The 19,220-nt window shown below is 36.9% G+C and carries 18 protein-coding genes; all 18 read right to left on the reverse strand.

Annotated elements, in window-relative coordinates; genetic code table 11:
* Window positions 1–35 precede the first annotated feature (35 nt).
* The 18 genes from gltX to QW060_RS15985 all read right to left on the reverse strand — a co-directional run bounded on the left by gltX (window position 36) and on the right by QW060_RS15985 (window position 19,219).
* Window positions 36–1,547, reverse strand: coding sequence for a glutamate--tRNA ligase (gltX, locus tag QW060_RS15900; RefSeq protein ID WP_290364444.1), 1,512 nt, complete (start codon window positions 1,545–1,547; stop codon window positions 36–38).
* A 42-nt stretch (window positions 1,548–1,589) separates the two neighbouring features.
* Entirely contained in the window at window positions 1,590–2,879 is a 1,290-nt protein-coding gene (locus QW060_RS15905; protein WP_290364445.1) for a phenylacetate--CoA ligase family protein, read from the reverse strand.
* Window positions 2,876–4,582 (reverse strand): C45 family autoproteolytic acyltransferase/hydolase, encoded by a 1,707-nt coding sequence (locus tag QW060_RS15910; RefSeq protein WP_290364446.1) that lies wholly within the window; start codon window positions 4,580–4,582, stop codon window positions 2,876–2,878. Before QW060_RS15910 ends, QW060_RS15905 begins: the two co-directional genes overlap by 4 nt.
* Window positions 4,518–6,044 (reverse strand): phytoene desaturase family protein, encoded by a 1,527-nt coding sequence (locus tag QW060_RS15915; protein ID WP_290364447.1) that lies wholly within the window; start codon window positions 6,042–6,044, stop codon window positions 4,518–4,520. Before QW060_RS15915 ends, QW060_RS15910 begins: the two co-directional genes overlap by 65 nt.
* Window positions 6,022–9,687 (reverse strand): 1-acyl-sn-glycerol-3-phosphate acyltransferase, encoded by a 3,666-nt coding sequence (locus QW060_RS15920; protein WP_290364448.1) that lies wholly within the window; start codon window positions 9,685–9,687, stop codon window positions 6,022–6,024. The genes QW060_RS15915 and QW060_RS15920 overlap by 23 nt, the downstream gene beginning before the upstream one ends.
* Complete coding sequence (locus tag QW060_RS15925) at window positions 9,680–10,870, reverse strand: DUF2062 domain-containing protein (protein ID WP_290364449.1); 1,191 nt, start codon at window positions 10,868–10,870, stop codon at window positions 9,680–9,682. The genes QW060_RS15920 and QW060_RS15925 overlap by 8 nt, the downstream gene beginning before the upstream one ends.
* 1 nt (window position 10,871) lies before the next feature.
* A complete protein-coding gene (locus QW060_RS15930) occupies window positions 10,872–11,354 on the reverse strand; it encodes a hypothetical protein (RefSeq protein ID WP_290364450.1) in 483 nt (160 codons plus the stop codon).
* On the reverse strand, window positions 11,354–11,725 hold the full coding sequence (locus QW060_RS15935) for a hotdog family protein (protein WP_290364451.1): 372 nt from the start codon (window positions 11,723–11,725) through the stop codon (window positions 11,354–11,356). The genes QW060_RS15930 and QW060_RS15935 overlap by 1 nt, the downstream gene beginning before the upstream one ends.
* Before the next feature lie 94 nt (window positions 11,726–11,819).
* Window positions 11,820–12,410 (reverse strand): porin family protein, encoded by a 591-nt coding sequence (locus QW060_RS15940; protein ID WP_290364452.1) that lies wholly within the window; start codon window positions 12,408–12,410, stop codon window positions 11,820–11,822.
* Window positions 12,411–12,412: 2 nt separating this feature from the next.
* Window positions 12,413–12,988 carry an outer membrane beta-barrel protein gene (locus QW060_RS15945; RefSeq protein ID WP_290364453.1) on the reverse strand — a complete coding sequence of 192 codons (576 nt, stop codon included), beginning with the start codon at window positions 12,986–12,988 and terminating at the stop codon, window positions 12,413–12,415.
* Entirely contained in the window at window positions 12,985–13,566 is a 582-nt protein-coding gene (locus QW060_RS15950) for a porin family protein (RefSeq protein ID WP_290364454.1), read from the reverse strand. The genes QW060_RS15945 and QW060_RS15950 overlap by 4 nt, the downstream gene beginning before the upstream one ends.
* Window positions 13,567–13,593: 27 nt before the next feature.
* Window positions 13,594–14,172, reverse strand: a complete 579-nt coding sequence (locus QW060_RS15955) for a porin family protein (protein WP_290364455.1) — start codon at window positions 14,170–14,172, stop codon at window positions 13,594–13,596.
* A gap of 546 nt (window positions 14,173–14,718) precedes the next feature.
* The gene (locus tag QW060_RS15960) at window positions 14,719–15,348 is read right to left on the reverse strand and encodes an outer membrane lipoprotein carrier protein LolA (RefSeq protein ID WP_290364456.1); all 630 of its coding nucleotides are present in this window, start codon (window positions 15,346–15,348) and stop codon (window positions 14,719–14,721) included.
* The gene (locus QW060_RS15965) at window positions 15,338–16,114 is read right to left on the reverse strand and encodes a polysaccharide deacetylase family protein (RefSeq protein WP_290364457.1); all 777 of its coding nucleotides are present in this window, start codon (window positions 16,112–16,114) and stop codon (window positions 15,338–15,340) included. The genes QW060_RS15960 and QW060_RS15965 overlap by 11 nt, the downstream gene beginning before the upstream one ends.
* Window positions 16,111–17,163 (reverse strand): beta-ketoacyl synthase N-terminal-like domain-containing protein, encoded by a 1,053-nt coding sequence (locus QW060_RS15970; protein ID WP_290364458.1) that lies wholly within the window; start codon window positions 17,161–17,163, stop codon window positions 16,111–16,113. The genes QW060_RS15965 and QW060_RS15970 overlap by 4 nt, the downstream gene beginning before the upstream one ends.
* The gene (locus QW060_RS15975) at window positions 17,163–18,356 is read right to left on the reverse strand and encodes a beta-ketoacyl-[acyl-carrier-protein] synthase family protein (RefSeq protein ID WP_290364459.1); all 1,194 of its coding nucleotides are present in this window, start codon (window positions 18,354–18,356) and stop codon (window positions 17,163–17,165) included. Before QW060_RS15975 ends, QW060_RS15970 begins: the two co-directional genes overlap by 1 nt.
* Window positions 18,357–18,360: 4 nt before the next feature.
* The gene (locus QW060_RS15980) at window positions 18,361–18,618 is read right to left on the reverse strand and encodes a phosphopantetheine-binding protein (protein WP_290364460.1); all 258 of its coding nucleotides are present in this window, start codon (window positions 18,616–18,618) and stop codon (window positions 18,361–18,363) included.
* 1 nt (window position 18,619) lies between these two features.
* Window positions 18,620–19,219 carry a beta-ketoacyl-[acyl-carrier-protein] synthase family protein gene (locus QW060_RS15985; protein WP_290364461.1) on the reverse strand — a complete coding sequence of 200 codons (600 nt, stop codon included), beginning with the start codon at window positions 19,217–19,219 and terminating at the stop codon, window positions 18,620–18,622.
* Window position 19,220: the final 1 nt, after the last annotated feature.

The raw sequence follows: 19,220 nt of genomic DNA on the forward strand, positions 1-19,220 counted from the left end.
TTAAAAAGGGATATTTCTATATGAATCTTAAAAGATTAACGATTAGTGTCAACTGCTTTCCCGATGCGTTTTATGGTTTCTTCTTTTCCTAAAAGAGCCGCAATTTCAAATACATCAGGTCCTTTCATTTCGCCAACTAATGAAATTCTGAATGGCTGCATTATTTTCCCTACAGGGAGTTCCTTTTCTGTAATCCAGTCTTTTACGATTTTTTCTACGTTTTTTGCAGAGAAATCCTCTATCGCATTTAATACCTCGCTTAAACGTATGAGGTTGTCTGCTGTATCTTCTTTCCAGTTTTTGAGTGCTTTAGCATCATAGGCAGTCGGCGCTGTGAAAAAGAAATCGGCCAGATCATATAAATCTGTTATAAAATTCGCTCTTTCTTTTACCAAAGCGATTACTTTTTCTGCATATTCAGCTGTTACCTCAATTCCTTTTTCCTGAAGAACCGGTATAAATAAAGCGGCCAATTCTTTGTCTTCTTTGTGGATCAGAAACTGGTGGTTGAACCATTTATTTTTCTCAGGGTCAAACTTCGCTCCAGATTTGTTTACTCTTGACAAATCAAAAGATTCGATAAGTTCTTCAAGAGAATAAATTTCTTTATCAGTACCATCATTCCACCCCAATAAAGCTAAAAAGTTGACTACAGCCTCAGGAAAATATCCTTTTTCACGATAGCCCGATGCTGTTTCTCCTGTTTCCGATTTCCATTCCAAAGGAAAAACAGGAAAGCCTAATTTATCTCCGTCTCTTTTTGATAATTTTCCGTTACCTACAGGCTTTAAAATTAAAGGAAGATGGGCAAATTCAGGTGCTGTCCATCCAAAAGCTCTGTAGAGCATATAGTGTAACGGCAGTGAAGGAAGCCATTCTTCTCCTCTAATAACATGCGATGTTTCCTGTAAATGATCGTCTACAATATTTGCCAGATGATAAGTAGGCATACCATCTGATTTAAACAATACTTTATCATCCAGCAGAGAGGTGTTGAATTTTACTTCGCCTCTGATGATATCATTTACAATCAGGGTTTCATCTACCGGGGTTTTGAAACGAATCACATACGGATCTTCATTAAACAAACGCGCTTCTAACTCATCATGCTCCATATTCAGGGATGTTTTGAGTGTTTCGCGAATACTGTGATTATAAATAAAGGTAGTTCCGTTGGCTTCTGCTTCTTTTCTCAAAGCCTCAAGGTCATCCGGAGTGTCAAAAGCATAATAGGCTTTTCCCTCATGTATAAGTTGCAAAGCATATTCTTTGTACAGATGCTTGCGGTCACTCTGACGGTAAGGTCCGAATTTTTCGTTTTTACCAATGGTTTCATCAGGTTCTATTCCTAACCATTTAAGTGCTTCAAAAATATATGATTCTGCACCAGGTACAAATCGGGTCTGATCTGTATCTTCTATACGAACATAAAAAATACCATTATTTTTTTTAGCAAATAAATAATTAAACAGAGCAGTGCGAACCCCTCCTATGTGTAACGGGCCAGTGGGACTTGGCGCGAAACGAACGCGTACTTTTTGAGCCATAAGTTATATTTTGGTACAAAGATATAATTTTGGCGATGTCTTTTATGCTCTTTTGTCTATAAATGTTATCGGTTTTCGGCTGACCGGATTAAAAATAATCTTTTGTAAATCTTCTGCTAATTCAAATTGAATCTGAGGTGTGACTCTGAGTTTGGCGCGAAAAGCATCTTTTAATTTCTGTAAAAATGCTACAGAAGCATCTGCTGTATGAATGCGAATCAGAATCTCATCTGTTCCGATGCTATTGGTAGAAATTTCAATCAGGTGCAAACTGATTTCTTCAAATGAGGCAATGAGATCGTGCATTGCCGGCGGATATACTGTAGTTCCTTTATATTTTATCATGTGTTCTTTGCGTCCTTCAACAGGTCCTACACGCGGTGTATTTCTTCCACAGCTGCAGGCTGCCGTATGCAACCGAACCATATCACCTGTTTTAAAACGAATCAAGGGTAATGCTTCTATACCAATACTCGTAATGGTCAGCTCTCCAACCTCACCTTTCTGAACCGGACGGTCATTGTCATCAAGTATTTCAATGATGATAAGTTCCGGATGGTGATGACCTCCGTGAAACTGATTACATTCCGTAAAAGCTGCGCTCATTTCTGTAGAAGCATAAGTAGAATACAATTCAATCTTCCATTTTTCCTGTATTCTTTGTGCCAATATACTCGGTTTCAGATCAGGAGTCCGCAATGCTTCTCCGATACAGATGACTCCTTTTATTCCCGAGGCATTATAATCTATAGCATGCTGCTCGGCATATTCTATTAGCTTTAGTAGAAACGAAGGAACTCCGATAAGGTATTTAGGTTTGTATTTCAAAATAGAGTCCCATTGAAGCTGCGGAATTCCGGCTCCCACTCTGATAACACCCGCTCCAAGCTTGCGCAAGCCTAAGAAATAAGCCAAACCTGCCATAAATCTTCTATCCATAGTGGTCATGAGCTGAACAGTATCTCCTTTTCGGATACCGGCACACTCAAAAGAAATCATTTCGTTATAAGCGAGCCGATCTAAGTCTGCATCCGATAAACCAAAGGTTACAGGCTCTCCTAAAGTACCTGATGTAGTAGAGAAATCAACAATTTTATTGAGAGGTACACACAGGAAATCGTTGTTGAATTTTTGTAGATCCGTTTTGGTTGTTACAGAAATCTGTTGCAAATCTTCCAGTGTTTTGATGCGCTGTATGTCTATATTTTCTGCCTTGAATTTTTTCTGATAGAAAGTAGAATGTTGATTGACATAGTGCAGCATTCCGGCTAATTTTTCTTCCTGAAATTTCTTAATTTCTTCTGCAGACTGCATTTCAATTTCCGGTATCATTTTTTTCTGATTTTTTTTAGATACTTGTGTATGTTTTGTACATCGTATTGGGTAGTGACTTCTTTACTCAAAGCAGCTTCAAACATCTCTTTTGCCAAATCATACTGTTTATGAATATAATAATATTTTGCTGCTTTATAATACACAAGCCAATAATCTGGATTTAGCCGGATAAAATTACTAATAAATGAATTATCAACTGTTTGTTTTGCAGAAATAACCTCATCCATTTTTTTATCGTACTGTTTAAACATTTGATAATCGGCATATTCATTTGTGTATTGAAAATCATCAGGTGGAATTTCAAACCTTTTTTCCGCAATATCCTTTGTAAAATCAAGGCTGTCACTAAAGATGGTATTCAGATCATAGGCTTTAAAAGTGCCCAACTGATAGGGTGCTGATGCAACCCACATAAGCTTGTCTTCCGGTTTGAATATTACGGCATGATGCGCCAACAGCTGATTGAGTGCTTTCTCATTTCCGTTGCCAATAGGTTTATGCTGCCATCCTGATCTGTCCCGTAAAATCTCTGCTACCTCTTTTTCCGATACCTCAGTCTCTTCGTTTAACCGTTGAGCAATTTTCTGATAGCGATAGAGTGAATGGCTGTTTTTTATATGGTCCTGATTTCTTCTGTCCTTTTTGTAGGATTCGCTTTGAAAATGATTGGTTGTAATGAGCTGATCTTTTTCCTCGGGTTCATAAACAGTTATCTTCTTAGGTGACATTTCCAGAACAATGGCGCGACGGTCTTTTGCACTTCCAATGAGTAACGCTTCTGAAACAAATACTTTCTGCTGAGAGGCAATCTGTACTGCTTCTTCCAGGTTGGAGGCGTATTGCAGAATTTCTCTTGCCACGAGCGAAACCGGTGTTTTGGCTTTAAGCGGTATAGATGATTTACCGGCATTCATTGTTACCGTAAGACCTTCCATATTCATGCCTGAAACAACCCCAATCATTCCCGGCCATGAAACAGAAGCAAACGGAATGCCTTTATCCGGTTTTACAAATTGTATCAGTTTGTTTTCAGCAAAAGCATCTCCCACATAAAAATCAAAGTTTCTACCAATATAAAGCGTGCTATCTTTTGTTTTATTGTCCCATACGGCAAAAGAAGAACAGCCCACAAGCATGAGATTCTGCATGGCATGTCCTATATCATGCGCGCCGTGTAACAGTAAAGCTCTCTGATAGGCATTTTCCATTAAGTCGTTTGTATAGGATGACTGGCGCGAGAGGGCAAAAATTTCAGACCTATATTCTTTGCGAATGTAGTCTGTGATATCTCTGTGGTACCATTTTACAAATCTGAGCAACCATTTCTGTCTGTTTTTCTGCGGAATTAGACTATCGATCTGGCTAAAGAAAACGGCTTCCTGATGGGCATACAAATCCTGTGTAAGCAATCCTTGTTTGGCTCCCAACTGTTCCGGTGTTCCCGAAATAAAAAGTTCCCAGTTTCCCACTTCATTTTTTTTCAAAAAGTCACGACCAATCACACATACTGTTTCTTTTTTCTGAACCGTATAGGCTTGCGTCTGTTCTTTGGAAAACAATTCATAATCTTTATGAACTCCTTTACTTACAGAGCATGATGATAGTAATCCTATCCATAGAAATAAGGTAATTACTTTATACATGTGCTGTTTTTTGTTGAACTTTTGACAGGAAGTATTCTCGACCAAGGATTTCTGCACAGGTAAAAAATGCACTTATGGTAACCCCCAGGATTCCATGCATGCGTACATGCTGACCGGTAAAGAATAAATTATCCATTTTTGTTTTTGATGCGATTACTGTGCGGTGGTAATTTTCAGAGTCTTTTACAAACCCATACATATTTCCCTTTTCATTCCCAATATAATCTCTGTAAGAGAGCGGAGTAGAAACATAAATTTCCAATATCTGCTCTCTTATTTCAGGAAATCTTTTTTCGAGTGCATCCATGATTTTGTGCGTATATTTTTGTTTAAAATCCTCATAATCATTTCCTCTTTTATTGCTGTCCGTTACCGTATTATGGGTATGTTCCCATTGTTTTACCGCATCAAAATCCATATAGGTCATTACAGTAAGGCTGTCTGCAAAAGGCTGATCGTGTTTTACAGGATTTGTGGTAAGTACATACATTTTAGGCCACTGTTCATTCAGAGGATTTTGCCAGTTCCAAACTTCATTTTCAGAATTAAAATGGTAAATATTGTAATTGAAATAGGGAATGGTCTCGGGTTTTAAGACAATGTGAACAGAAAAAACGGAAGGTGTTACTTCTAATTTCTTTATCCGTTTTACAAAAGGTAGTTTGAATTTTTCGGCACCAACCATATCAATAGTCTGCTTGATATCGATATTGGAGATGAACAAATTTCCGTAAAAAGTATGCTTATCCGTTGTACAGCTTATGATACGGTTTGCTTCTGATTCAAAACCGGTTACTCTCTGGTGTTTGTATAAGTCAGCTCCATATTTTCTCAATTGCTTTACTAATGCCTTAGAAATTTGGCTTCCTCCTTTTATACAGCGCCAGGCACTTGAAATATAGGAATTTACAATGAGGGCATGTACATATAGCGGCGTGGTTTCGGCAGTCCCTGCATATAAAAAACCGGAGCCTGATAAAACTGCTTTGAGGGTTTCGTTGTGCGTAATTTCGTCTAAAAATGCTTTGGCATTGATGCTCATCTTATTTTCATCATAACCCGTACCCTCTGCCAGATTATATAAAGGAAAACTATTGCAGATTTCACGTATTGTTTTCACATACTGCTCCAAAGCTGTCTTCTCTTCAGGAAAATAAACCAACAGCTGTTTTACGAAGTTTTCATACCCTTGGGCATGCGGATATTGAATTTTCTGATTTCCAAAAGAGATATAATCGTATCCGTCTGCATCCATTTGTTCCAGCGATAACTGATCAATGATATTCAGATAGGAAAAATAACGATAGAGATTCTGACCGGGCGCAAGCCCTCCGATATAGTGTACGCCAGTATCAAAGATGGTTTTATTTCTTACAAACGTCTGTAAATTACCACCATACTGATTGTTTTTTTCAAGAACCAGCACTTTTTTACCTTCCATTGCCAGTATCAGAGCAGATATTAATCCGCCCAATCCGCTGCCAATCACAATAACATCATATCTCTTCTTCTCTTCCATTGCGTTCTAAAACAATAATTTTTTCCGTTTTTTGTGCCTGTCTGAAACCCGGTATATATTGGTCGTAACCCGATAGTAGAAGAACAATTTTCTGAATATGATCCGGTATGTTTATATTTTCTATTTTGGTTGAAAATAACCATACCGTATATTTTTCATTACTGTTTTGGTAGGCATCCAGATAAACTAAATTACGAATTTTTGTTATGTAGTTGGTCGAAGCCACTGCTCTCTTTTCTATATCCGCCATATAGGTCTGAATACTTCTTCCGGCTTGCTGCATAAGCAGAAGGAAATCAAGCTGTCCGTAATCATCCGCAAAATGTACGATCTTTTCTTTTTTACCAAGATAGCTGTTAAGTTCGTGATATACGGATTTGTGCTGGTGGAAATCTTTTCGTACAGCTCTGTTTATTTCGGTTTCTTTATACAGAAAGCTTAAAAACAATTTCTTTTTGAAATAGTTTTCATCTTCCAACTGATGACGCACTTTTTCAAACGTTTCTCTGAAGTGCTGGCTGATTTTTTTTGTCCGCTCTGTATAATTCGTTCCGAATCGCTCATCTGCTATGGAAATCCGCTCTCCGATATAATCTATGATTTGACCATCATAAATAATAAAATCTCCTTTGGGAATTACTTCTGAATTTCCATGAATATAAACCGGTAGAATGTCTAACTGCAGTTTTTCTGCCAGGTAGAAAGCTCCTTTATGAAATCGCTGTATTTCGTTGGTGTATGATCGTGTTCCTTCCGGGAAAATCATCAGCGAAAAAGTATTTCCCATGCGTTGCCGTAAGTGTTCTACACTTCCGTCTATTCCCTGAGAAACGGGATAGAAACCTGCCAAACGTACTGCACGTCCGAAAATAGGTGATTTCCATACCCAGTCGTTTACCAGAAATACAATATTGGGATTGTACATACCGATAGCCAGCGTGTCCAGAAATGAAGTATGATTGGCAATAATAATAGCGGGCTTTTTAAAATCATCTTTTGGTATATTGATGAGTTTTTTTGTAACGGTAGGTTTTAAGTGTAATACTGATTTCATAAAAAGCGACATCGCCTTACCAAACCATTTGTATTTTTTTTCTTTGGAAGCCGGTATGATCCACAGGAAAAAACGCAGCATCAAAGACAAGAATACTCCCATGATGCTGTAATAGATAAAGAAAACAACCGTTTGTAGAAATAATAGCAGCGATACAGGCGATTTTCCTTTTTCGGGACGGCTTGAAATCACGATCCGGAATAATATCGGATAAAAAACAAAAGTGATGATTAGAGCAGCAAACACTCCTATAAGAGAGACCAGAGAAATGGATTTCAATGCCGGGTGCTCTGCAAATATCAAGGCTCCGATAGCGAGAATCGTAGTCAGCACAGCCAAAAGTATGGATGTTCTGTAGGTTTGTAATTCGTTTTTACCCGTACTGTATTGTTTTTGTAAGGCACTGGTCATAAAAATACTGAAATCTACTCCATGCCCAAAAACCAATGTACAGACAATGGAACTGAAGATATTGAAGGGTATATCAAAAATTCCCATCAGACCCGCGGTAACCAAGCCTGTTATTGCGATCGGAATTGCACTTATGATCACGAGTTCAATACGTCTGAAAAAGAGCCAAAGAATGAGGAGGACTGCGATAAAGGAATAGTTGATCAATGCGTTGAAGTCATGAACCAGCTCTCCCAGAAAATTTTCACTCATCTGCTGGCGGTCAATAACCATTATATGAGGTGTTTCTGAAAATTGATTTACGAATTCATCTCTCTTTTCAAAAGGTACTTTTACGACAGTAGATACCGTATAAAAACCCTCTTTATCGGTTATAAACTCATCAAAAAGCAAAGAATTGAACTTTCTGAAATCTGAAATGGTAAGAGGTATAAAATGATGTTGCAGCAGTTGATAAAAAGGAGCATGTGTTTCAGGTTTGAAACCATATTCCTGTCCGTACCCAACAAGTTGTCTTTCGAGAGCAGTTCTGTCGTGGTGTTTCCAGAAAGCATTCCAACGCTCGATTTTCTCTTTTTGCAGGCTTTGTGACAGGATGATATCGGAAACGGAACTGAGGTTGGCTACCACACTATTTTTCTCTTTTAGTTGCTCATTCAGCTGATGATTAGTTGTGAGCACTTTTTCAATATCATTCCCATAACTTGTAACATATAAAGCCTTAAGGTTTTTATCTTCTGTATCTGTCAGTTTTTGTTCTGCTTTTTGAAGAGATTCAGGGATGAAATTAAGTTTAGACAAATCCGAGTCAAAATGTACTTTACTGTATGTAAAGCAACTTATGATGATCAGCACTATGCTAATTCCCAACAATCCCTTATGGGAATGAAAAGAGAATTTTGCCATTTTGTCAATGAGGTTATTTCCTGAACTTTCTGTTGAAGCCGGTTTGTATAAGTGAGGTATGATGAGCAGCGAGAACAAAGCTGAGATGATTACAGCCAAAGAAGCGAATATTCCAAGATCAATCAAGGCTTCGGATTTGACAAACAGCAGACAGATGAAGGTCACGGCTGTTGTAGTACCGCTCATGATAAGCGGTTTTGTAATTTCTTTATATAGTGCTTTTATATCGCTGTTAGATTTATAATGTGTAAGTATATGAAGGGAATAATCTATGGTAATTCCGAGCAATATAGCTCCAATACTCACTGAAATTGCGGAAATAGAATCTTTTACAAAATACAGTACAGTGAGAGCTGTCAATGCACCGAATACAGAAGGAATAAATATAAGAATGGGTATGAGTATTCTCTTATAAAAAAGCATAAGAATGAGCATCAAAGCTCCCATCGAAATCAATACTGTGGTAAAGATGTCCGTTTTTATCTGCTTGGCATTGGCAACAGCAATTAACGAGGATCCGAAATAATCTATCGAGGCTTTGCCGGAATAATGTTGATTCAACGTGTTCTGAATTCCGTAAAGCTGTGCTGCAAATGAGGTATTTTGTTCGGTTTCGCTTCCTTTGAGAACAGGGTTAATAAACAGCAGTATCTTTGATTTGTCTTTGGTAAAGAGAAAGCCGTTTTCTAAAACCATATCTGCGCCCATATTCATCTGCTGCCAGCGTTTTAAGGCGATAAATGTAAGCCCTAAAGGATCTTTTACAATAAAATCTTTGGCAACAATGCCTGAGGGGGATGATATGATTTCGAAATTGTCAGCTACTCTGTCTTTCAGGCTGTCTGTCCGGATTTTATTTTCCAGCGTTTTATAATCTGCTTCTTCCAGAAATAAAGGCAGGTTTTGATAGGCAAAATCGAAAGACTCCTGAATAAAACTCTCATCTACTGCTCCCTGAATGCTTTTGATATAGGAAGACACAACAGGAATTGTATCCAGAAATTGCTGCGCCAGTTGTATCATATCTTCTTCAGTTCCCTCAGCATCCTTTTCAATAATAACGGCTATCTTATCCGTAAAATTGAGCTGTTGCAGCACTTTTGCCGTTTCAGTGGTTTTTTCATTTTTAGGAATAATGCGTGTAATGTCTTCCTCAAACTTTATTTTAGAGGTAAAAAATCCCGTAAGGAGTAAAAATGCAACTGCAATACAACAGGACAGAAGTTTGTTTTTTTCCACAAACCTATGTATGGCATAAAATATCTTATCCATCTTTAAGGCTTTTTTTTGAATAAAGGGTTAAAAGACAGTAACTCATAACTCCAAATATCAGAGCTGTTACTGAAGCAAGAACAATGCTTCCTACGAGATATTGTGCAATATGATCGGCAACTGATTCCAGTGTGATGGTATCGAGGTCAAAAGCTAACCCTTTTTCTGATGCTATGAATAAGCTCCCCGTCTTTAACGACAAATAGATAATGATCGGAATCATAGGCGGTATACTTATGTTGGAAAAAACAAAGGAAAGAACTTTGTTTAAACGAAAAATACTGGGTAAAAAGATGGCCAGAAAAGTTTGAAGTCCCCATAGTGGAGCAATTCCGATAAATGTTCCCAACGCAATTGATAAAGCTTTTACTTCTTTGGTATCATTGCTTTGCAGAATATCTTCTTTTATAAATTGTTTAAAACTTTTTTTTTTGAGTTTTTTTACAAAATCTCTTGGTTTGATATAGATGAGTGTAATAAGTACCAGAATAGTATTGAGAATACTTATGCGTGTAAAATCAGTAAATGGTCTGAAATGAGATACGCGCTCATCCGGATCATATAAAACGGATATGGGTATATTTTTCACTGGAATCCCTTTCCATGCAGAGCGCACAATGACTTCAATTTCAAATTCAAACTTTGTAGTGAAATACTTTTTAGGCATGTACTTTAAAGGATATAACCGATAACCCGATTGTGTATCCTGCAGCTTGATTCCGGTTTCAAACCAAAACCAAAAATTGGAGAATCTGTTTCCGAAATTGCTTTTTACGGGTACTCCGTTCTGCTTTAAATTCCGGCTACCAATAAGCAATACCGGCTCTTCTGTTGCTTTAAGCGTATTTACAAATACAGGAAGATCTGACGGATAATGCTGTCCGTCTGAGTCAATGGTGATGACATTGTCATAGCCTGTAAGATATGCTTTTTTAAAACCCTGTCTTAAGGCATATCCTTTACCTCTGTTTTTTGGCAAAGTAATCACTTCGAGAGAAGGATAGTCTGCCAAAACAGATGACGTATGGTCTGTGCTTCCATCATTTACCACAATGATATGGGAAGTATACTCCAAAACACCCTGTATAACTCTGCGAAGTGTTTTCGCATTATTATAGGTCGGTATGAGTATACATATTTTTAATTGTTGAATGGAGTCACTGAGATTTTCTTGTAATTGCACGTTATAATAATTGCTTTTTCTCTTCTGCTGTAAACGACTCTGATGTTTTTACAAAATCTTTCAGTAAGGCTTGTATGTCTTTTTCCTGTTTTGAAAATTCTTTCAGGATTTTTTCTTTATCTTCATTAATTTCTCCCTTATATCCCATGATTCTCGGCGTATTTTCCTGAATACTAAGACGTATAAACCGGATTTCAATATTGTTGGGGTCTTTTTTTATCGCCTCTTCGATCATGGTAGCTCCTTTTACAAAAAGGTCTTTTTTTAGGATCAGTTTTTTTTCAAACTTAGCCTTTAAGGTATAGGCTGCCCCCTGATAAGCTTTCAGGGTTTGATTGTTTCCGTTATAATTTTCTAATTGTCCTAAAAAAGCCTGAGCCGCTTCTTTTGAAGCCGGAGCCGTTTTATAGGCTTTTCTCACAGATCCCAAATCAGTCATCAAAAAACTGATCATCGATACGAATAATACGATAACTGTCTTCATTACGCTACAATTTTAAAATTACAAACCAATTTTAGTGCCACCGTTTCATCAAATACGGTTTCTGATTTTATTTTTATTTCTTCTTCACCAATTGATTGAAGATCAATTTTTATCATTAGATCAGCATTGGTTTCGGGATTGATCAATGCCATGAATTTTACATTTGAGCATTGGTTCATAAAAAGTTTTTTTGCCGTTCTTTTTTCTACCAGCTCTTTTATAATCTGCATCATGCATACGCCCGGTGTTACAGGATTTCCCGGGAAATGTCCTTTAAAAATCTCATGAGACGCATTTAAAACAATATGAGCGAGTATTCTGTTTTCTTCCTCGTGAAAATCTGAAAGAGTGTAGAAATCGTTTATCAGCATAAAACCTTCTTTTTAAGAACAAATATACATTGTTTGCAAAAAACTTTTGATGAAATAAAAAAGAACTTATTAGTATAAGTTCTTTTTGGTGTGTTTAAAATTTGAAAATACCGCCTATCTGAAAGGTTCTTCCGCGATTATTGTTATAGATGTAATAATTTGAATTCTCATAGGAGTTGTAGTAATCATCTATAAGACCAATCATTCCCATTTTGAAGCGGGCCTCAATGGTAAAGTTTTTGGTGATGTCTATTCCCAAACCAATATTGGTGGCTATATCTATATCATTTGCGATATATTTTGAAGAAGATACCAATACATCTATACTTGGTCCTACCTGAAGAAACAGTTGTTGAAAGTTAAATTTGTTCATCAGAGTGATCGATACATAATCAAGGTTGATATCTTTTTTCTCTATGTATCCATTATAGGAATCATCATAGTTATATAATGATATATCTTTTGCTCCCTGACTGGAATAGCTTATTTCCGGCTGCAAAGTGTAAAACTTTGCCAGTTTCAGAGATCCTACAGCTCCAATATAAAATCCTGTTTTAGAAGATCCGTCTGTATTGGAAATTGTGCTGATATTAGCACCAGCTCTGATTCCCGGAGTAAAAGTCACCTGTGCCTGTGAAGTAAAAGTACATGCCAGTACTGCGATAAATAAAAGTCTTTTTTTCATGTTTAATCTATTTTATAGGTTAGTCCTACCTGAAAAACCATATTGTTATAGTTTGAGGTATCCGGAATATAACCGGGCGTGAAGGCATTGTCTGATACGCCAACTTTCATTCGTGATTCTATGCTCAAGTCGCTGTTGATATCATAGGCTGCACCGAAAACAGCGGCTAAGGTTACTCTGTTTTCTCCATTGCCGTATTTGGAAACCAATAAACCAAGACTCGGTCCGATCTGAAGATTGAAATTTGGGATCAGATAGAATTTGTTCATGACCTCAGCAGTGAAATAATCTAAATGTACTGTTTTTACACGCAATACATTTTCGCCTCTTTCATCAAAATAAGCTCTTACATTTTTCTCTCCCTCTCTTGAAAATCCAAATTCATATTGCAGTGTGTATAGTTTTGATTTCTGACTTTTACGAGCCAAGCCTACATAAAAACCTGTTTTTACATCGCCTTGAACGTTTTTTATATTGGAGCGGTTAACTCCTATACGGAGGTTCATGCTTTTATCATTCTGAGCAGTAGCACTGATCGCTGAAAAAAGGACTATTGCGTATATAAGCTGCTTTATCATTGTTTGAATGTATACGTGAGTCCTATTTGAAAAACACTGTTGGTATTACTTCTGGAGTTGTTCATTGAGTAGTAATAATCTGAATCAATGGTGTCCAGCAACCCTTTTTTGTAGCGCCCTTCTATCCCGATCTGATCGGTAATTTGATAACCTACTCCAAAAGTAAAGCCCAGATCAACCCCTGTGTTTATATAATCTTCTGAAGAGATGAGTACATCAAAGGTAGGACCTATATGAAAGTTGATACGGTTGTAGTTGAATTTATTAAGAATATCAACTGCAAAATAATTGAGATGTATCTGATCTTCCATTATTCCCTGGACACCATCTATGTTATAGGGTTTTGCTTTTGCATTCATTCCTTGTCTGGAAAAGGAGAACTCAGGTTGTAGAGCGTACGTGTCCGTAATTTTCAATTCTCCGTAAAATCCGGCATAAAATCCGGTTGAAGAAGAACCTTCCATGTTGGTAAATGTTGAAGAATTAATTCCGGCACGCACTCCGGTTTCCATTTTATTCTGAGCATGACTCAGAAAACCGGCTGTAAGCAATACGAGTAAAAAATGGTGTTTTTTCATAGAACTGTATCTTAAAAAGAACTTTTTTTAGAATTTAAAAATTCCTCCTATCTGAAAAGTAGATCCGTAATTAAGGTCATCAAACGGAAAAAAATTATAATTATTCTGTTCGTATAAATCAGCTACCCCCACTTTATACCGTGCTTCAATCGTAAATTTTGAAGTTACATCCATCCCCAAACCGAAATTAGCAGATAGATCTATGTTATTGGAACTGTATTTGGATTCTTTGGTCAAGATATCAAAACTTGGGCCTACCTGTAAAAAGAACTTTTTGAGATTGAACTTGTTCATAACGGTAATGCTGATGTAATTGAGATTGATATCAGAATATTCGGCCACGGAATTGGAAGCATCGCCTATTCTGCCTAGCGGCACATTATTCATCCCTTGTCTTGAATAGTTCAACTCGGGCTGTAACGTGTAGAATCTGGTGAATTTGATGGCACCGACAGCTCCGATGTAAAAATCGGCTTTTGTTTCCCCGCCAACATTATAAATACTGCTTAGATTAACTCCGGCTCTTATACCTTTTGTAAATTTGTCCTGAGCCGTAGCGGACAGTGCCGTAATAATAAATAAGATAGTTAGAGTAGTTTTTTTCATAATTTAATTTTATACATTTTTATCGTTAATAGTATTGTTTTATAGTAGATAAAAAATCTATTCAGCAAGGTTATTCACATTTTTTTTAAATTTCGAATATAATCTTTTCTTTTGAATTTTATACTAAATTCTTTTTTTTCAATTACTGCCCGGTATGTGAATAGAAGTAAAAAGTTATTCTCTATATTGTAGATGGCTTTTTGGTCGTTTATTTATCGCTGTTCAGATTGCTGAACGGTTTGTAACCAAATCATTTGTAAGTACTGTGAGCATCTGTTCGGGTATCCCAGTATATAATAGACATCTGTTTACTGATGTACTATATTGTCAGTCAAGGCATTGCAAAACATGATAAAGAATAACGAGACCATATACTCGTTCTCCAATTTTTTAACCAGAATTTTATCTGAAAATTCTTTATTGAAATTCTGATATCAGTGTGATACAGATATTTATAAATGATATCTGAAAAATAAAAGTTATTTATTTCAGAGGTTTTTAAGGAAAAAAGTATTTATTCCTGTTATCTTGTATGAACCAAATATACTAAAAATTAAATATTAAATCGTTAACCTCCACATTTACCTTTTTATTTTTAAAGATGATCAGGGTATAATCACTGGAAGATTCCATCATTTTCACTTCCGAAACCGTTGTTTCGTTATTGTTAAAATACAGCTCTATGGCTTTGATGTATTTGGTAATTGCTTTTTCTTTTGGAGTGAGTTTAGCGATTTTAGTGGTTCCTTTTTTAGAATACACTATATCAAAAGCCTTATCATTTAGCAAATTGCCATTATAGGAACCTACAATGAGGTCGTTGAGCTGTTTGAATTTTTTATTTTTTGCAAGATCAGTTGTCGTCACCTTTCCATTGCTCTTTACATGCATTTTACCCTCTTTAAAAACAATCTTCATTTTTTGCGGGGTTTGATATTCCAACAGTAATTTATTGGGTGATTTTAAGTAGAAAACACCTTTAGATTCAATCACTTTTGATACTATATCCATGTGTTTCTGCTGAACAAAATCAGCTGTCAGAGAGGTCATTTTTGCCGCCTCTTTTTCTATAGAAGCCTTGAATGTTTTAATTTCTGCATCGGTCATCTTTTGCTGTGCAAACAGAGCAACAGATAAAAAGAAGGAGATGATTATATACGTTATTTTAGCTTTCATAAGGCTGTAGGTTTAAGAGTTGATCTACTGTTACGCACTGGTATTCTTTAGTTTTCATATAAGGCAATAATTGTTCCAATACGTGCAGCGTACGTTCTGAAGTGTCGTGAAATAAGATGATCGCTCCGGGTTTTATTCGGGGTAATACCCTGCCCAGTATATCGTGTTCTTTTGACAGTACAGTATCAAGAGAGCGTACATTCCAACCGATCACTTTCATTTTGAGGTCTTCTGTTGCAATCGCAATATTAGGATTGGTAACTCCGAACGGAGGGCGAAATAATTGTGGTTTCTGATGAATTTTTTCCGCAATTAGCTTATTTGTAATTCTTATTTCCTGGTTAATTTTTCTGGCAGATAAGAAACCCATTTTAGTAGAATGTGTATAGGTGTGGTTTCCAACTGTATGCCCTTCCTGATGTATTCTTTTTAGTATTTCCGGATATTTCTCTATTTCTTTACCGATACAGAAGAAAGTTGCTTTCATTTCATATTTCCGCAACAGATCTAATATCTGATGCGTGATCGGATGTGGGCCGTCATCAAACGTTAGGGCTATTTTTTTTTCTGCCAGTTGTTTGTTTCTATACCAGACTTTAGTAAAATAATTGGACCGTATATCAAATGAGCCCCAGGCTGTTATGCCCACACAGATGATAAGAACATATAGGATCCAATGCAGTTGTGCCTGATTATAATGGTGTGCTGCCAATATAAAAAGACATGCCAAAACGGCAACGAACCATATGTACTTATGTTTTATCATTGCGACAATAAGACAAAACTAAAATCCGTTGCCCTGTATTGATTGAATAATAATACTTTCTTTATTTCTACAGGCTGTATTGGGTTTAATTGTAGCATCACAGGGATAGTTTGTTTTTTAATAAGATGGCTGGCTGCTAAGAACCCGATTGCAGAAGCTGTGTTGTACTCTCCTGATAAGTGTTTGTAATAAATCTGTGGAGTTTTATGGAACATCTCAGCAACTTCTTTGTAAACAGCATCAAATGCCATATCTCCATTTTTACCCAATATTATGGCATCAATATCTTCCAACTCAAGTTGGTTTTGATGTAGGAAATCATTTATCTCAGTCTTTATATCCTGCTTATTCGGGGTATTGAAAACAGAAACATCCTTTATTTCTGCATAGGTTTCTGCTGTTTTTTCATCGGATAAAACAAAAAATGCAGCACCTTCCCCAAAAGGCACTCCATTGGTTTGAGGATTTTTGAAATCAATGCTTTCTCCTTCTTTTTTTATATGCTGTATTTTTTCTAACAGGCTTAATGTATAATCTGATATTTCATCAATACCACCAAGCAAAACATTTTGTGTTTCGCTGTTTTGTATCTGAAGTTTAGCATCCAAAAGAGCATTTTCAAAAGAATTGGCACCATTTACATACGTAAAATTATATCCTTTGCACTGAAGCCGCAGAGCAATCTGCGCTCCTACTGTATTATGGGTAGATTGTATAAAAGAGGTAGGTGTCAGAAATTGTTCCTGATTTTCTATAAGACTTCTGAGAAATTTCTCGGAGTCCTGGAGGCACCCCATTCCGGTTCCTGTAATAATGGTTTCAGGAGTAGTAAGTTGTGCATCATCTAAAGCAGTCTGTGACGCATAAATACCCATTTTTACTGCCGTGGACATTCTTCTTATCATAGCCGGAGTAATCCAGTTTTTATAAGAAGGATGCTGTGCATAATTTACATTATTTAGAGGTACTGTTTCTTTTCCGAAGAAGTTTTCATCATAAACTCCCTGAACAGTGACGGCTCCTACTCCATTGATATAAACGTTTTTCATCAGGCTTTAGAAAATATTATAGAAGAACAGTTGCCTCCAAATCCAAAAGAATTTGAAAGTACATGTTGTATCTGCTTTTGTTTTAGTTCGGTGTTGGGTATCAGGGGTATTTCTTTCATCGGCGTTTTGAAATGCAGATTCGGATATACCACACCGTGTTGTAATGCCAGCACACTGTATACCGCCTCAATTGCCGCTGCCGCTGCAAGTGTATGACCTGTATAGGCTTTTGTAGAACTGAAATCAGGCACTTTTTCTTTAAAGAGGCGTACCAATGCTCTGCCTTCAGATAAATCGTTGTTGGGCGTTGCTGTTCCGTGTACATTGACATAGTCAACAGCTTCTTTGTTTAGTTGTGCTACTTTTAGTGCTTTTTCCATTGCGAGATACGCTCCCTCTCCGTTTTCTGATGAAGCGGTCTGATGAAACGCATCATTGGTATTGGCAAAGCCACTCACATAGGCTAATACTTTTTTTTGCGATTGGCGTAGGCTCTCTTCCGATTCCAATACAAGATAGGCTGCTGCCTCACCCAGATTAAGACCGTTACGCCCGTCATCAAAAGGTTTGTTGTAATCGTCAGACAGGATCATAAGGCTATTGAATCCGTTGATGGTGAATTTAGATAATGCATCTGTCCCTCCTACAATCACTCTATCCAGTTTTCCGGCATTGATGAGTCTTGCCCCCAACATGATGGCATTTGCAGCAGATGAACACGCTGTACTGATGGTGGAAACATATCCTTTGATACCCAGATACGCTGCTATTTTATTAGAAGTATCACCAGCGTCATGGCTTGTGATGTATTTATCTAAACTGCTGTCTTTAAAATACTCAAAAAAATGTTTTTCCGTAAAGTCCATTCCGCCAACACTTGTCGAAGAAATGAGTCCTGTGGTGTATTCATTGATATCTTCAATACCCGCATTTTGCACAGCTTGTTTTGCAGCATAGACTCCAAGTAAGGCTGTGCGCGTATAGGAATTATCTTCTGGCAGCCTTAGTTCTGCTATCAGGTCGGAATTTGTTTTCTTTACTTCTCCTGCTTTAAGTTTATGGGTAAAAACAGACGCTACATTTTGTAAGGGAGCAATACCCGTTTTTTTCTGAATTAAAGCATTAAAATTTTCTTCGCTATCGTTTCCGATGGCGGAGATGATTCCCATACCTGTTATAGCAACTTTTTTCACGTTATTATTTTGTTCTGTTTTCTGATATATACTGCGCCATTGTTTCTATCGATTGAAAAATCGATTTCCCCTCTTTAGGATCGCTAAGTTTAATACCATATTCTTTGTCCATCAAAACGATTAATTCCAACGCATCGATTGAATCCAATCCTAATCCGTCACCGAACAGCGGGTCATTGTCCTGAATATCATCAACTGCAATGTCTTCCAAATTTAATACCTCAATAATTCTTTCTTTTAATTCTCTTTTTAAAGCTTCCATTCTAATTAAATATTTTGTTTATTTCTTCTTTTGTGTGTATTCTTTCGCCCTGTTTATCTACCAGATACATCACTATTTCATAGGCATCATGTAACTGGTTGATCCATCCGCAAAGTACCTGATCTGCCTTACCTTGCTGTATAAGATAATTTGTATAATCAAACATGGTACCCGTATCGTATTTTTCTGAAACAAAAAAGGCACTTTCTGATTTTAGCTGATGTCTGATGCTAACTTCTCCGATGCAAATGTTAGGCAGGGTATAAACAAATACCGCCGGACTCGGATAATAGGCTTCTTTATCAGCGATTGTCTGCTGGTGTTTCAGATCAAAATCCAGGCTTGAAACAGCATTGGAAAACAATAATGCCGTATTGGTTTGCTGTTTTCCCTGCAGTATTTTTTCAGCGGCTAAAATAGCTAACTTGCTTAAATTATCCATTTTAAAAAATTTCGGATATTCTATGCCCAGCATTTTATAGCATTCTTTAATAAATCCTGTCATATCAGACGCTGAAGAATGCAATAGTTCCTTTCCGTTGTGAATATATGTTCCGTTTTTTATGACAACGGTTTGAGATATGTATAGAGGCTGTTCCATC

It is taken from the genome of Paenimyroides ceti (assembly GCF_030409925.1).